Source organism: Pseudomaricurvus alcaniphilus, assembly GCF_011440395.1.
Lineage (GTDB): Bacteria > Pseudomonadota > Gammaproteobacteria > Pseudomonadales > Cellvibrionaceae > Pseudomaricurvus > Pseudomaricurvus alcaniphilus.
Window position 1 is genome coordinate 495,126 of record NZ_JAAOIX010000001.1, and the last position, 15,685, is coordinate 510,810.

General features: G+C 59.0%; 14 protein-coding genes. 6 read left to right on the forward strand and 8 right to left on the reverse strand.

Going from position 1 to position 15,685, the window contains the following annotated elements; all coding sequences use genetic code 11:
* Window positions 1-6: 6 nt before the first annotated feature.
* Window positions 7-1,530: an AbgT family transporter gene (locus G8764_RS02155; RefSeq protein WP_166161406.1), complete on the reverse strand. Its 1,524-nt coding sequence runs from the start codon at window positions 1,528-1,530 to the stop codon at window positions 7-9.
* 224 nt (window positions 1,531-1,754) lie between these two features.
* Between G8764_RS02155 and G8764_RS02160 the strand changes: the two genes are divergently transcribed.
* Window positions 1,755-2,789, forward strand: a complete 1,035-nt coding sequence (locus G8764_RS02160; protein WP_166161408.1) for an alpha/beta hydrolase — start codon at window positions 1,755-1,757, stop codon at window positions 2,787-2,789.
* Window positions 2,790-2,820: 31 nt separating this feature from the next.
* The gene (locus G8764_RS02165) at window positions 2,821-3,480 is read left to right on the forward strand and encodes an NAD(P)H-binding protein (RefSeq protein WP_166161410.1); all 660 of its coding nucleotides are present in this window, start codon (window positions 2,821-2,823) and stop codon (window positions 3,478-3,480) included.
* Window positions 3,481-3,541: 61 nt separating this feature from the next.
* On the opposite strand, the gene G8764_RS02170 is transcribed toward G8764_RS02165, so the two are convergent.
* Genes G8764_RS02170 through G8764_RS02200 form a run of 7 tightly spaced genes read right to left on the reverse strand, consistent with a single transcriptional unit; the run spans window position 3,542 to window position 9,444 of the window.
* Entirely contained in the window at window positions 3,542-4,336 is a 795-nt protein-coding gene (locus G8764_RS02170) for a hypothetical protein (RefSeq protein ID WP_166161412.1), read from the reverse strand.
* 41 nt (window positions 4,337-4,377) lie between these two features.
* On the reverse strand, window positions 4,378-4,899 hold the full coding sequence (locus G8764_RS02175; RefSeq protein WP_166161414.1) for a DUF2878 family protein: 522 nt from the start codon (window positions 4,897-4,899) through the stop codon (window positions 4,378-4,380).
* Window positions 4,883-6,151 carry an SAM-dependent methyltransferase gene (locus G8764_RS02180; protein WP_166161416.1) on the reverse strand — a complete coding sequence of 423 codons (1,269 nt, stop codon included), beginning with the start codon at window positions 6,149-6,151 and terminating at the stop codon, window positions 4,883-4,885. The genes G8764_RS02175 and G8764_RS02180 overlap by 17 nt, the downstream gene beginning before the upstream one ends.
* Window positions 6,144-6,908: a DUF1365 domain-containing protein gene (locus tag G8764_RS02185; RefSeq protein WP_341806271.1), complete on the reverse strand. Its 765-nt coding sequence runs from the start codon at window positions 6,906-6,908 to the stop codon at window positions 6,144-6,146. Before G8764_RS02185 ends, G8764_RS02180 begins: the two co-directional genes overlap by 8 nt.
* Window positions 6,905-8,152: an NAD(P)/FAD-dependent oxidoreductase gene (locus G8764_RS02190; protein WP_166161418.1), complete on the reverse strand. Its 1,248-nt coding sequence runs from the start codon at window positions 8,150-8,152 to the stop codon at window positions 6,905-6,907. The genes G8764_RS02185 and G8764_RS02190 overlap by 4 nt, the downstream gene beginning before the upstream one ends.
* A 49-nt stretch (window positions 8,153-8,201) precedes the next feature.
* Entirely contained in the window at window positions 8,202-8,972 is a 771-nt protein-coding gene (locus tag G8764_RS02195; protein WP_166161420.1) for an SDR family NAD(P)-dependent oxidoreductase, read from the reverse strand.
* A 52-nt stretch (window positions 8,973-9,024) separates the two neighbouring features.
* Complete coding sequence (locus G8764_RS02200; protein WP_207951631.1) at window positions 9,025-9,444, reverse strand: nuclear transport factor 2 family protein; 420 nt, start codon at window positions 9,442-9,444, stop codon at window positions 9,025-9,027.
* A gap of 386 nt (window positions 9,445-9,830) precedes the next feature.
* Between G8764_RS02200 and G8764_RS02205 the strand changes: the two genes are divergently transcribed.
* The 4 genes from G8764_RS02205 to G8764_RS02220 all read left to right on the forward strand — a co-directional run bounded on the left by G8764_RS02205 (window position 9,831) and on the right by G8764_RS02220 (window position 15,629).
* The gene (locus G8764_RS02205) at window positions 9,831-10,406 is read left to right on the forward strand and encodes a sigma-70 family RNA polymerase sigma factor (RefSeq protein ID WP_341806272.1); all 576 of its coding nucleotides are present in this window, start codon (window positions 9,831-9,833) and stop codon (window positions 10,404-10,406) included.
* Window positions 10,403-11,083, forward strand: a complete 681-nt coding sequence (locus G8764_RS02210) for a ChrR family anti-sigma-E factor (protein WP_166161424.1) — start codon at window positions 10,403-10,405, stop codon at window positions 11,081-11,083. The genes G8764_RS02205 and G8764_RS02210 overlap by 4 nt, the downstream gene beginning before the upstream one ends.
* A 144-nt stretch (window positions 11,084-11,227) precedes the next feature.
* Complete coding sequence (locus tag G8764_RS02215; protein ID WP_243748526.1) at window positions 11,228-14,734, forward strand: hybrid sensor histidine kinase/response regulator; 3,507 nt, start codon at window positions 11,228-11,230, stop codon at window positions 14,732-14,734.
* The gene (locus tag G8764_RS02220) at window positions 14,721-15,629 is read left to right on the forward strand and encodes a response regulator transcription factor (RefSeq protein WP_166161428.1); all 909 of its coding nucleotides are present in this window, start codon (window positions 14,721-14,723) and stop codon (window positions 15,627-15,629) included. Before G8764_RS02215 ends, G8764_RS02220 begins: the two co-directional genes overlap by 14 nt.
* The last annotated feature ends 56 nt before the right edge of the window (window positions 15,630-15,685 follow it).

The window sequence follows — 15,685 nt, forward strand, 5'->3', positions numbered from 1 at the left end:
ACCCGCTCACTGCCCCAAAAGTGTCTCCACCCCAGGCCCCAATGGCCACCCAAACCACAACCACAACAACAACAGCAACGACCAGCACAGCAAAAACATCACACTGTAAGGCAACATAGTCACCATAATAGTGCCAATGCCCACATTCTTGTCATAAGCCTGGGCATAAGCCACCACCACCCCAAAATACGGCATCAACGGAGTAATGATATTGGTTGCACTGTCGCCAATCCGGAAAGCCATCTGCGTCGCCTCCGGGGCAATTCCCAGCAGCATCAACATAGGCACAAAAATCGGCGCAATCAGCGCCCATTTGGCCGACGCACTGCCCACCAGCAAATTGATAGCCGCGGCCATAAACACAAACACCAGCAACAACAAGGTCGGCGGCAACTGCAACACCTGCAACAACTGGGCGCCATTGATCGCGGCGATCACCCCCAGCTGGCTCCAACTGAAGTAACTGACAAACTGGGCGGCAAAAAACATCAACACCAGATAACCGGCCATGGTCACCATACTGCGCTCCATGGCCAGCACAAACTCACTGCTGGACTTCCACTTGCCACTGCTGCGACCAAACAGGATTCCCGCCAGCCCGGCGTAGACCGCAATGATCACCACGATGCCGCGAATAAACGGCGACTTCAGCACACTGCCCGTCTCCGGATCGCGCAACAGGCCATCGGCCGGCAATAGTCCCCATAGCAACAGCACAGCAAAGCCCAGCGAGAATAGCGCTACCACTATCAAGCCGCGCTTCTCCTCCGGCGTCAGCCCCTGCGCTGGCGCCTCATTGTGAGCCGTCAACTTATGCTCGGCCAAACGCGGCTCCACCAGGCGCTCGGTAACCCAGGTACCCACCACACTGACCAGCAAGGTGGAGACCACAATAAAATAGTAATTGCCGGCCGCACTCACTTCGTACTCGGCATCGACCAAATGCGCCGCCTCACTGGAGAGGCCGGCCAGGATCACATCCAGCGGACCGATCAGCAAATTGGCACTGTAGCCGCCGGACACCCCGGCAAAGGCCGCCGCAATACCGGCCAGCGGATGACGACCGACCGCCACAAACATCATCGCCGCCAGCGGCACCAGCACCACGTAGCCAGTATCCGCTGCCAGGCTGGACATCACCCCGGCGAACACCACGATAAAGGTCAACAAACCGGCCGGGGCCCGGGTCACTCCGGCACGCAACACCGCGCCAATCAGGCCGCTGTGCTCGGCAATACCGATGCCCATAATTGCCACCAGCACTGTGCCCACCGGCGCAAACTGGGTGAAATTGGTTACCGTCTGGGTGAGAATTTTGTGCAACCCGACACTATTCAGCAGGTTAATGGCCTGTACAGTATCGCCACTGACCGGATGCACGGCACTGACCCCAGCCAGTGCACACAGCAGCGACAACAGCAACACCAGGCCACAGAGATAGACAAACAACATGGCCGGGTGAGGAAGACGATTACCGATATGCTCGAGGCGGGACAGGAAGCGATTTAGCGGGTTTGCTTGTATGGACAATACGATTCTCCTTTGCAGGCGCCAGTCTAGCCATTCGAGACCCGCAACGGCAACTGGAATTTGTCCGCACTCTGGGCTATCTTGGCCGCCACTGAAAATTCAAGGCCGTCGTTCTGGCGGCAAACCAGGCAACAGAAAAGCGCGCCTTAAATAACGATGTAACATGGAAGGTTTAAATAACAATTGCAGCGTCGCACCTGCAAAGGCTGACATAGAGGTTAACAATGGCCAATAAAATGGATACAGACCCCCGCATAGATCCACGCATCAAAGCCCTGTTTGGAAGGCTTCCCGCTCAGGCCCTGCCGGATGTCAGCAGTCGCGAGGAAATACTGGCGGCGGCCAACACCCCGACCGCGGCGGCGGCCCGGCAGGGCCTGAGCGCTTTCCTCGACACCTGTGACAACGAACAGGTCGCCCCGCAGCACGGCCTGCGCATCCAGGATTACGAATTTACCTCCGCACCGGATGGCAATACCGCCAGAATCCAGTTTATCCGGCCGGACAACAGCGAGATCCTGCCCTGTATCTACTACATTCACGGCGGTGGCATGCAGGTGATGTCCTGCTACGAAGGCAACTACCGGGCCTGGGGGAAAATACTCGCCGCCCAGGGCGTCGCGGTTGCCATGGTGGATTTTCGCAACGCCACGGTGCCCTCTTCCGTGCCTGAGATCGGGCCTTTCCCGGCCGGTCTCAACGACTGTGTCAGCGGTTTGCAATGGGTGGCGAGCAATGCGGAACTGCTCGGCATCGACAACCGGCACCTGATCGTCGCCGGTGAGAGTGGCGGCGGCAACCTGGCCATTGCCACTGGCTTGAAACTGAAGCAGGCAGGTGCACTGGACCTGATCCAGGGTATCTACGCGCTCTGCCCCTATATCGCCGGCGCCTGGCCACAGGACAAGTACCCCTCCTCCTACGAGAACAACGGGCTGCTGATCGACCTGCACAACAACCAGGGCGCCATGGCCTACGGCATCAAAGAGTTTGAACAGCGCAACCCACTGGCCTGGCCGGCCTTTGCCAGCGAGGCGGATGTCGCCGGTTTAGTGCCCATGGTTATCAGTGTCAATGAATGCGACCCGCTGCGCGATGAAGGCATCGAGTTTTATCGTTTGCTGCTGCGCGCCGGCGTCAAGGCTCGCTGCCGGCAAGTGATGGGCACCATTCACGGTACGGAAATATTCCCGGTGGCCTGCCCGGACATCAGCCGCGACACCGCCGCCAGCATCGCCCATTTTTGCCGCTACGGTTAACTCCCTCGTCCACCCAGCAGAAGACAATCCCATGACAACTGCCATCGTTATCGGCGCTACCGGCCTCACCGGCAGCAGTATTACCCGACACCTGCTCGATGCAGAACAGTACCGCCAGGTAATCGTACTCTCCCGGCGCGAGCTTGCCTTACGCCACGACAAACTGACCAACCACGTGGTGAATTTTGACCAGCCGAAAAAATGGCAGCACCTGCTCCAGGGTGACGATTTGTTTTCCGCCCTCGGCACCACCCGCAAGCAGGCCGGCAGCAAACACGAACAGTACCGGGTTGACTACACCTACCAGGCCAACGCAATCCAGGCCGCGGCACGCAATGGGGTGCAGCGGCTATTCCTGGTCTCATCCCCCAATGCCAGCCAGAAGTCGCCGCTGTTTTACACAAAAATGAAGGGTAAGCTGGAAGATTTTGCCCGCCAGCAAAGCTTTCCAACCCTGGCCATATTCCAGCCCTCGTTGATCACTGGCGATCGTGCGGACCATCGCAGCGCGGAAAAACTGGCTGCCCCGGTCATTGACACCCTCAGCCGCTGGATACCCGGTGCCAGCAAGTATCGTCCCATCAGCGGCGCCCAGCTCGGCCAGGCCATTGTGGCCTGCGCCTGCAGTGACCTGCCTCCCGGCGAACACACCTTTGTGCTGGGTAAAATTTTCCAGTTTCTCGAGTCGTGACAGCCCGCCGTGGGGCATTTAACGGCATGGAGGGAATCGCTGGTCGGTGCCGGACCGGGCTTTACTGCGCTGCCTCAATTACGGTCATTTGTGCAGCTGCATCCGGCTCGTCCGGATAGCGGTAGTGAATTTCCACCCGCGGTAACTGGCCATCCGCCAGTGCCACGTTGCCCACGCCCCGGTAGGTCAACAGTCGCGCGCCACTGTTTTCATACACCAGGTGAACCGGATCGCGCAGCAACAAATTCAACAGCATTGAGTCGGGGTAGATTCGAAAGCAGGTGGTTTGCGCCGGCCCATCGGCGCAGCGGGTTTTGGCCACCACCATATCCAATAGCCGGCCACTGCTGGCGAGGGGGAACTGGATCGCCTGCTTTTGCCCCTGCAACAGGCTGTACCACTTGCTGCGGATAAACGGATCGAAACCGGCATCGATGACCAGGCTGCGCTGGTCACTGACTGGCGCCAGGGTGCGTTGCATTGCCTCGCCAGTAGCGTGGTGATACATGGCTACTTGCAACGGGGCCGGCGCAGACTCCGCCGGCACCACATCCACCCCGATCACGCGGCCGGTGAAGTAATTCTGTTGGCGAAAAGAGGGTTGTGACAGGGGTTCGCCAAAGGCCAGGGTTTTCTCCGCCAGCAAGCTGCCGTCGGGCAACTCATACACCACCCGGTGTATATGGCCCTGCGTATTGCGATAGAGGTATTCGCGGTAGGCGAGTTGATCGGAACCTGCCAAAAAGGCTTCACCAACAATTTCCGCCGCCGCCGACTGGCTCGCCGCGCCTGCCCCCAAGGCAGCGGGAATATGCAGCAGTGCCGCTGCCAGCCACCCTGCTATTGCGCAGCTCAAACCCGCTGACCGGCGCTGACCACCAGAAACCTCAGTCCAGATCATTGTTTACTGCCCTCTTCCACATGCCGCGCCGACAGGGCCAGCAGCGGCAACAAAATTGCCCAAATCACAGCCAACACCCCCAGCGCAATCACGCTATCGCTAAATTCCAGCGGCGCCAGCTTCTCGCCCGCCCAGTAGCTGAAGGGTGGAAATACCGCGCCCAGCAGCATCGCCAGGCCCAGATTGCGCTGCAAAAAAGCGAAGGCGTGGCACAGTGTGGTGGCAAACATAACCCAGATGCACAGCAACCACAGGGGCGCTACCCACTCATTGCCAGCCACCAGGAACACGCCCTGCCACACCAGCACACTGTCGATGGCATAGCCCGCGGCCGCCACCGCCATAATCAAGCCCCACTCGCGCCGCGACCTGGACCAATAGCACCAGTGCAGCACCAACAGCACCGCGGTGGCAAGCAGTGCATAGCGGCTACTGCCCTGCACCGCCACCAACCAGCCCAGCTGGAACAGGAGCCCGTTGAGCGCGGCTTTAACTGCGCTGTTACTCCACTCGGGCACCGGGTTTGGCCATGACCATCTGCACAGTGCTGATCGCTCGTTCACGGAAGCCTCCTTCGCAATAAAGCAGGTAAAATTCCCACATCCGACAGAAGGTGTCGTCAAAACCCAGCGCCTTGACCTGGGGCAAATTGCCACTGAAGCGCTGGTACCAGTCGCGCAGGGTATCGGCGTAATCAATGCCGATATCCTGTAGATGAGTAATGGTCAGGTCCGTCTTGCGCGCCAGGCAATTGGCCATCACCGTCACCGACGGCAGCGAGCCACCGGGAAAAATATATTTCTTGATAAAATCCACACTGGCTTTGGCGGTGGCGTAACGCTGGTCGGTGACGGTTATGGCCTGGATCACCATCAGGCCGTCGGCCTTGAGCCGTTCGCTGCAAACGCGAAAATACTCCTGATAGTATTCGTGGCCCACGGCCTCGATCATCTCCACCGACACCAGCTTGTCGTACTGGCCCTCCAGTTCCCGGTAGTCCTTCAATAGCAAGGTAATTTTGTCTTCCAGCCCCTGGGCACGTATCTGCGCCTCGGCGTACTGGAATTGCTCCTTCGACAAGGTGGTGGTGGTTACCCTGCAACCGTAATTTTTGGCGGCGTAAATCGCCAGCCCACCCCAACCGGTGCCGATCTCCAACAGGTGATCGCCCGCTTGCAGTTGCAACTTTTGGCACAGGGTTTCAAGCTTGAAGATGGACGCCTGCTCCAGGCTCGCTGAAGGCTGCGGATAGATCGCCGCGGAGTACATCATGCTGGGGTCGAGAAACAAACCGAAGAACTCGTTACTGAGATCGTAGTGGGCGGCGATATTGCGCCGCGATCCGGTCAGGGTATTGGCCTTGAAAGTGTGCAGAAACTTGTCAATGCAGCGCTGCAGAAACGGCCACTTCACCTCCATACTGTTGAGGGCATCGATATTGCGGGCAAACACCCTGACGACGTTCAACAGCGACGGCGAACTCCAGCTGCCCTGCATATAGGCCTCACCGGCACCCACCGAGCCGCCGAAGGCAAAATCACGGTAGGCTGAGGGTTGGTGCACAATGATGGTGGCGCAGAGGCCGTCGCTACTTCCGTCCTCGCCACCTCCCTGCTCACCGAACTGATGCACGCGATCGCCCTCCTTGATAAGCAGCCGTGCGGCGGGCAATTTTTTCAGTGAGCGCAGCACCAGTGAGCGGGCCAGGTTGTCCAGCCAATTGCCCCTTTGTGTGCCCAAGTCCAGGCTGGAAATATTCATTTCACTCATGTGTTACAGACCTTTTTCCTTGCGGGTGATCGTAGACAGGCGACCGCTTAAACCACAGCTTCATCGCATTCCAGTAAATTCCGCACGCCACCTTCAATGTCATAAACGGATAGCGCAGCAATATTCCTTGTAACAAGTGGCGCGACAGCGGCTGTCGCTGCAGGCAGACCGTCGCGTCGAAATCACACCGCTGCGCCTGTAAATTGCGCATGTGAATGACCAGGCTGTCTGCCGGGCTGTTGCTGCGCCAATCGTATTCAATATTCATGGGGTTGAAGGGCGATACATGCAGCGTCTTTGGAAATTGAATACGCTGCATTTGTGCGTCCGGGTCACAGTTGAGCACATAGGCGTGTTTTTCCCGCCAGGGCGTATTGGTCACTTCAGCCACCAGCGCCTGCAGGCGATCTTCAGCGTCAAAGCAGTAATAGCAGACGATGGGGTTGATGATAAAACCGAAATAACGCAGGTTGGCCAGCATCCGTATCGCCCCCCGGGGCCGCCGCCCGGTCTCCGCTTCTACCTTGTCGCGAATAGCGGTATCCAAAGGCACGGCGGGGTCGCCATAAAAATCGGACCGACAAAAGCGCGCCGGCGCCCAGGCCCGGGCCGACCAGAAAGGGTGCAATTTTAGCACCCGGGGCAGTTCGGCCAGGTCCAGGTAGAGCATATACACCCGGTAGCGGAACTGGTGGCTGGTGGGGGCAAAGCGGCGGTGCCGGACCCAGCCCTGGTAGACGGCGCTGTGCTCAATCACCAGTCGACTCCCAGCCCCGCCGCCACTCGCACAGCGCTGTTACAGCCATCTTCGTGAAAACCATTGGCCCAGTAGGCGCCGCAATACCAGCTGCTATTGACCCCGTTGATGTCCTGCCAGCGCTGGGCGGCGGCGGTGGAAGCCAGGCTAAACACCGGATGACTGTAATTGTAGCGGCCGAGAATTTTGTCCGGGTCGATCGCCGCCGTGTCATTCAGGGTGACGCAAAACGTTTCCGGCGCGTCGATTCCCTGCAGCATGTTCATGTTGTAGGACAGGGTCGCCAGTTCAGTGGGTGCCTGCTTAATGCGATAGTTCCAGCAGGCCCAGGCCAGCGGTCGTTTCGGCAGCAGTCGAGTGTCCGTGTGCAACACCACATCATTGTCCCGGTAATCCATGCGGCCGAGAATATCGACCTCCTCCGCCGAGGGATCCGCCAGCAGGGCCAGCGCCTGGTCGCTGTGACAGGCAAACACCACCTGGTCAAACGCCTGGCTGCCGGCGGCAGTTGCCACCACTGCGCCACCCGCCTCCCTTCGCACCGAAGTAACCGGGCAAGCGCGCATAATTTTATCCCTGAAGCCCTCGGTCAGGGGATCGAGATAACTGCGCGAGCCGCCCTTGATCACTCGCCACTGGGGCCTGTCGTTGATACTGAGCAGACCGTGATTTTTAAAAAAGCGCACAAAGAACAACAGCGGAAACTCCAGCATTCCCTCGCTCGAAGCCGACCAGATTGCCGCGCCCATCGGCAACAGGTAGCGCCGGGTGAAGTACTCGCCATAATCGTGCCGGGCCAGGTATTCACCGAGGGTGGTGGCGCTGGCTATGGCGCCGCTGTCGAGATCCGCCTGGGCCTGCCGGTTAAACCGCACAATATCCTTGAGCATGCCCCAAAAATACGGATTGGCCAGATTGCGGCGCTGGGCGAACAAGCCATTGAGTGAGGTGCCGTTGTATTCCAGCCCGGTCTGCTCGCAACTGACGCTGAAACTCATATCCGTGGGCAGTGACTCCACCCCCAACTGATCCAGCAAGCGAATAAACGTCGGATAGGTGCGGTCGTTAAAGACGATAAAGCCGGTGTCCACCGGGTACTGCCGGCCATGCAGGTTGACTGTTTTGGTGGCGGTATGACCACCGATGTCAGCCGCAGCCTCAAACACGGTGATGTCATAACGCTGCTGCAACAGGTAGGCACATGTGAGCCCGGAAATACCGCTGCCAATAATTGCAATTTTCAAATTTTTATCCCCGCCCATGAAATTCAAGCCCGCCCCAGCACTGCGCCTGTCAGGCCCGGCTCCGCCGCGCCACAATCCGCCGGCACCAGAACTGCGGAGCCAGTTCAGCCAGCGCCAGAACCGCATTGAGACGAGTCGGGAACTGCACCAGCAGTGGCCGCTTTGCCACCTTGTTTAAAATAATTTTTGCCGCCTTCTCCACCGACATCACAAACGGCATGGGAAAGTCGTTTTTCCGGGTCAGCGGGGTATCCACGAAGCCGGGTTGCACGACAGTGACATCGATACCCCGCTGCTGCATATCCACGGCCATACACTGCATAAAGTAGCTCAACGCGGCCTTGGAGGCACCGTAGGCCTGGGACCTGGGAAAGGCGGCGCGACTGGCCTGGGAACCGATGGCGACCACGTGACCGCGCCCGATCCGATGCTGCTCCAGCAGTGGCAGGGCCGCCTGCAAACAGTTGATCGAGCCGAAGAAGTTGACTTCCATAATCCGCCGCAGCATGCCCCAGTCCGGCTGCTTGACGTCGAAGTATTCGCAGGTGCCGGCATTGAGAATTATCCGGTCCAGCCACGGTGAAGCCGCCTCCAATTTGGCCTGCAAGCTCTCGGCGGCGTCGGCTGCGGCGATGTCGCCGGGCACCGGCACGAGATCGCCAACACTGCCCTCTGCCAGCTCTTGCAGCGCCTGCTGGTTGCGGCCGGTGATCAGCACCCGATTGCCCCTGGCGGCCAACTGCAAAGCCAGTTCCCGACCGATGCCACTGCTCGCGCCTGTCACCCAGATAACTTCCCCGTTCAATGCATCAGTGCTCATAACCACTTCCTTCCAATCAGGTGCTTCAAATTGTGTTCGTCAGGAACCGGAATTAACTGGCCAACCGCGCCTTTACCCAGCGGGTCATGCCGCCCAGCACTGGCACGTGTTCGTACACCATCTGCCCCAGGTCATAGACGTCTTCGTGAAAGTAGATGCGATCATCGAACTGGATGTGACTCATACCCCGCACCGTGTGGGTCTTGTCACCCAGTCGCGGGTGCCTGAAGTTCATATTCCACTTGATGTAGGCGGCATCAGCGGCCACCAATTCGTCCAGGTACTCGAACTTGCAAAAATCCAGCGTCTGGCACATATCTTCCATATAGGTGAGCAGAGATGCCGCCGAGTGCACTTCATGCACCGGATCTTTGAATTTGACGTTGTCATGATAGACACGATTAAAACTGCGGGTATTTACGGGGCCCAGCTCTCTGTAGAGGGCTTTAAACTCATCTAGCAAGGGTGGCACTGGCCTTCTCCTGATCTGTGACTACCGGTGCTCGCACCTGCGGCCCGGTTGATCCATGCTATTGCTTACGCCCGGGGCCTCAGCCCAGATCACTTGCACTGAATGCACCGACCTTGAACGACCTTCTTTTATCAAGATTATTTACCCCAGCCACCGGCTCGCTTACACCCGGCACCCCTGCAGCCACTTTAAGCCGCTTTAACCGGCAGAGACAGACTGGCTATCGATATGATTGCTGCTGACCGATAGGGCCGCCGCTGAAACCGCACCAACGAAAAAAGCTGTAACGCGTTGAACCGTCGCCACAGCAGCGGCGTATAAAGGACATAGCTTATTTCTTCAGCCAACGTTAGCATACCGACATCGGGGCACCAATGAGAATCGCAGTGACGTCCAGGCCAGGCACCATAGAACACCAGGAATTAATGAAGCGGGTGGCAAAAGACCGAGATCGGGATGCCTTTGCCGAGCTATTCGAACACTTTGCTCCCCTGATCCGCTCCTACAGCCTCGCCCGTGACCCGGGCGCTCACCTGGTGGCCGATGAATTGGTGCAAGAGGTACTGATTCGAGTCTGGCTCAAAGCGCACACCTACAACTCCAGCAAAGCCAACGTCAACACCTGGATCTTTACCCTGGCGCGAAACTGTCGCATCGACTACCTGCGCCGCAACGGCCGTTACGCCAGCGAGGTCGATGCCGACGACCTGTTTGCCGCCATCGAAGCGGACGAACCCGGCCCGTTTGAAACGACCCAGCAGCGCCACACCGCCGATCGTATTCAGCGCGGCCTGGATCAACTGCCAGTTGACCAGAGCAACGTGCTGGCGAAGATTTACCTGGAAGGCAAGACCCAGCAGGAAGCGGCCGCTGAGCTGCGTATTCCCCTGGGCACCGTTAAATCCCGGGTGCGCCTGGCCTTACAAAAGCTGGAGGTTTTAATTCGAGGTGAAGAACAATGAGTAACCACCATCCATCTGCCGACCGTCTCTCCTGTTTTGCCGCCGGTTCGTTGCCGATGAACCAGGCGCTGTGCATCAGCGTGCACGCCGAGCACTGCCCCCAATGCCGGCGCGAACTGCAGCGGCTGGAACTGTTGGGCGCCGAATTATTCAGCGCTGTCGCCGTGCAACGGCGCAGCGACAACCTCAAGACTGCACTGATGGCTAAACTGGATACCCTTGGACTGGAAGCCGACACTGGCAGCCCTGCCACAGAACCCAAACCAGCAGCACCGGCGAATGTGCCCCGCAGCCTGCGCAAATTGCTGCCCGATGGGCTGCAAGGGGTGCATTGGAAGCGTTTATCACCGGCCATCTACGCCGCCAAACTCTGCACTGATGTCAACGGCGCCAAGGTGGAGCTGTTGAAAATCAAAGCCGGTGGCCAGGTAGCCAGTCACAATCACAGTGGCGAGGAGATTACCGTGGTGCTGGCGGGCAGCTTTTCCGACGCCGATGGTGTCTACCGCCGCGGCGATATTATTTTTCGCGATCGGGAGCACAAGCATCACCGCCCCATCGCCAGCCAGGACGCGGATTGTATCTGCCTGACCTCGGTGGCAGCGCCAATCCAGTTTACCGGGTTCTTCGCCCGCTTGCTGAACCCGCTGATCCGGCGCAGCCACTATTCCAGCTGACGCCTGGGGCAACTTGGGCGGCACCACACCAGACAGTTCCTCGCGCACCGCTTCGCTCTTGATACGGCATGTTGGCCCGCCCCCGGCCCATGCCGTTTTTTTTTACCCTGCCAGCGCCGGGCGCTACCCGCCAATAACTGTATAATGTCGCCTTCTGCCGAGCGCATGGGTGCCGCAACCCCCCTGCCCCGGCCCAGCCACCAGCTGACGAGCCTTATGCGAGCGACACAATCCATCTTCCGCGTGCGCCGGGATTACAACCAATGGGTCGGCAACGAGACCCTGGAAGACTACGCCCTGCGTTTCACCGCCAAACAGGCGCGCCGCTGGAGCGCGGATAAAATCGGCAAAACCGCCCTCGGCGCCACCGCCTTTATGGCACTGGAAGCGCTGGCCGCCGCCGCCACCCTGCAATACGGCTTTATCAACGCCCTCTATGCGATGCTGGCCCTGGCGGCAGTGATTATTGTCACCGGCATACCCATCACCGTGCATGCCGCGAAAAACGGCCTCGATATCGACCTGCTGACCCGGGGCGCCGGCTTTGGCTACCTCGGCTCCACCATCACCTCCCTGATCTACGCTTCCTTTACCTTTATTTTCTTCGCCATCGAAGCCGCCATTCTGGCCTCGGCCCTGAAAGCCCTGTTCGGGGTGCCAATGAGCATTGGCTATGTCATCTGCGCGTTTATGGTGATCCCCATAGTCACCCACGGCATCACCGCCATCAGCCGCTTCCAGATCGGTACCCAGCCCATTTGGCTGGCCTTGCAGCTGGGCGCTTTGGGAGTGGTGGCCTACTACGAACTGGAGCAGATGCCGCAGTGGCTGGACTACGCCCCTGCCGACCTGCCAGAGGCCGCCGAGGGTTTCAACCTGGCCCTGTTTGGCGCCTGCTCAGCACTGTTTTTTGCCATGGTGGCCCAGATCGGCGAACAGGTGGACTACCTGCGCTTCCTGCCCGATAAAACCAAAGCCAACCGGCGCCAGTGGTGGTTCTGGCTGCTGCTCTCCGGCCCCGGCTGGATATTGATTGGGCTGCCAAAAATGCTACTCGGGTCATTCCTGGCCTATCTGGCCATTACCAGCGGGGTGGCCACCGAACAGGCGCTGGACCCGGTGTATATGTACCAGATGGCCTTTGGCTATTTGGTGCAGTCCCCCACCTTCGCCCTGATCCTGGCCGGGGTGATGGTGATCATCTCGCAGATGAAAATCAACGTCACCAATGCCTACGCGGGCTCCATTGCCTGGTCCAACTTCTTTTCCCGCCTCACCCACAGCCACCCCGGACGGGTGGTGTGGCTGGTGTTTAATGTTGCCATCGCCCTGCTGCTGATGGAGCTCGGCATCTATCGAGTGCTGGAGGCGATCCTCGGCATATTTGCCATTGTCGCCATCAGCTGGCTGGGCTGCCTGTCCGCCGATTTGCTGATCAACAAGCCCCTCAAGTTGAGCCCGGCCCACATCGAATTCAAACGCTCCCACCTGTACGATATCAATCCGGTCGGCTTTGGCTCCATGATCCTGGCATCGGCGGTGGGGATCTTCTCTTACCTGGGTTACTTCGGCGAAATAGCCAGGCACCTGGCCCACTACCTGGCCCTGTTGACTTGCTTTGTCATGATGCCGCTATTGGCCATTATCACCCGCGGCCGCTTCTACCTGGCGCGCAACGATGTCGATATGATCTATCCGGCCGCCAACCAGCGGCTGCCGAGCCAACCCCATGCCCTGAAAGTGGAGGCGGCGCGCCTCAACTGCTGCATTTGCGAAACCGATTTCGAAATTGAGGATATGAGCTATTGCCCCGCCTACGCCGGCAATATCTGCTCCCTGTGCTGCTCGCTCGATGCCCGCTGCCTGGACGCCTGCAAGACCGATGCGCGCCTCAGCGACCAGTTAGCGAGCCTGTTAAGACTGGTTACCCCGACCCGGGCACTGGCCATAGCCCAGTCGCGCATCACCCACTTTATCGCCATATTTATTGCCCTTGGCCTGATTATTGGCGCGTTTATGGCGTTGATTTATTACCACATGAACACCGGCGTGGCACAGGAACAGGCCCTGCTGAAACAGACCCTGTGGACCGTATTCTATATTTTGCTGGTGATTTCCGGGGTCATTTCCTGGCTGTTCCTGCTGGCCCACGAAAGTCGGATGGTGGCACAGCAGGAGTCGAGCCGCCAAAACAGCCTGCTGCTGGATGAAATCGAGGCCCACAAAGAGACCGATGCGGCACTGCAACAGGCCAAGGAAAACGCCGAGCGCGCCAACAGTGCCAAGACCCGCTACCTGTCCGGCATCAGTCACGAGCTGAGAACCCCTCTGCAGGCGATTCTCGGCTACGCGCAACTGCTGCAGGGCCAGGCCGACCTGCCACCCCAGCACCAGCGCGGCGTCAAAATTATCCGCAACAGCGGCGAGCACCTGGCGGATTTGATCGAGGGGCTGCTGGAGATTTCCAAGATCGAAGCCGGCCGGCTGGACATCTATCGCAACAACGTGCCCATTCAGGAGTTACTCTCGCAACTGGTGGAGATCTTTCAACAGCAGGCCCAGGCAAAGGGCATCGAGTTCCATTTCCACCAGCACAATCCACTGCCCGCCATGGTCATCGCCGACGAGAAGCGCCTGCGCCAGATCCTCATCAACCTGCTCTCCAATGCGGTCAAGTACACGGTCAAGGGGCGGGTGGATTTCCATGTCCACTACCGCTACCAGGTGGCGGAATTTATGGTGATGGATACCGGGGTGGGCATTGCCACCGCCGACATCGACCGCATCCTGCGCCCCTTCGAACGGGTCAGGAACAAGGACGTGCCCTCGGTCTCCGGCTCCGGCCTGGGCCTGACCATCGTCCACCTGTTGACCGAAGTGATGGGTGGGGACCTGAAGATCCAGAGCACACCGGGCAGCGGCTCCTGTTTTACCGTTTCCCTGATGCTGTCCAAGGTGGCCGAAGCGGTCGTCGATGCCGCCCCGCAAAAAACCGTTATCGGTTATCGCGGCGAACGCAAGACCGCCTTGGTGGTGGACGACGAAGCCATTCACCGCGGACTGGTATCGGAAATACTGGATGCCATCGGCATCCGCACCCACGAAGCCCAGGACGCCGAGGAGTGCATGGCGCTGCTGGAGGTGGAACAACCCGACCTGTTTATCCTCGACGTCAACATGCCCGGCATGAACGGCCTCGAGCTGGCCGAGTGGCTGCGCCAGCACGGTGTGGTCGCGCCCATCCTGATGCTGTCGGCCGACGCCACCGAATCACACCAGCCACTGCAAGCCCTGGCCAGCCACAACGGCTATATCACCAAACCGTTTCGCAACCAGGCGTTCCTGGAAAAGGTAGGCAGTTTACTGGCGCTGGAATGGGCCTATGCCCCGCAACCGGAAAAAGCTTGCAGCGACGAAAAGGCCCTGCAGCCCGGCGACCTGGGCACCCTGGTCAACCACCCCCTATTACAGCAGCTATTGGAGAAAGCCCAGATCGGTCACAAGAAAGGCTTTCTGCTGGTGCTGCAACAGGTTGCGGCGGAAAATATCCTCAGCGCTGAGCAGTTGCAGCAAATCCGGGCCATGGCCGACACCATGCAATTTAACCAGATAGAGAAAATACTAGGCGCAGTCAGCAATGAATTCACTTGATACCCAGGACGTCGTATTGGTCGTCGACGATTCCCCGGACGCTCTCAGCCTGATCAACGATACCCTTGAACAGGCCGGCATCAGTGTGCTGGTGGCCCTCGAAGGGCGCCAGGCCATTACCATCGCCAAGCGCATGCGCCCCGACATGATCCTGCTGGACGCGGTTATGCCCCACATGGATGGCTTTGAAACCTGTCGCCAGTTAAAAGCCGACCCGCAACTGACCAATATCCCGGTTATTTTTATGACCGGGCTGACGGAAACCGAGAACGTGGTCAAAGGGCTGGAGGTGGGCGGTGTCGACTACCTGACCAAGCCCATTCGCCCGGATGAATTACTGGCCCGCATGAAGGTACATTTGCAGAACGCCCGCCTCACTTCCAGTGCCCAGCAGGCGCTGGACTCCACCGGCCAGAACCTGCTCACCGTCAACCAGCAGGGCAAATTACTCTGGGCCACACCCCAGACCTACGACTTGTTGCAACTGGCCAACCTGTCCGATCAATGGCTGCTGCACAGCTTCGCCCCCGCCCTGGCCGACTGGTTGCGGCAGGATCCACAACCCCAGCACCGGCTCAGTTTTGATGCCCTCGAGCATCCGGTGGCAGTGGTGTTCGTGGAGGCCCGCAGTCGCCAGGAATACCTGCTCAAGCTGGTCGACGGGGTCTGCGTTTCCGACGAGGAGTTATTGCGCCAGCGCCTCAACCTGACCCTGCGGGAAGCGGAGGTATTGGCGTGGATTGCGCGGGGCAAGACCAACCGTGAAATTGGCCAGATTCTCGAGATCAGCCCGCGCACCGTAAACAAACACCTGGAGCAGGTATTCCACAAAATCAACGTGGAAAACCGCACCACCGCCGCCAGCGTCGCCATTCGGGCACTGGCACAAAGTTGACACAATGGTTGGTTAGGAGCCTGTCGGACTTAGGGTTGCCCTGCTGCGAAAAAGCC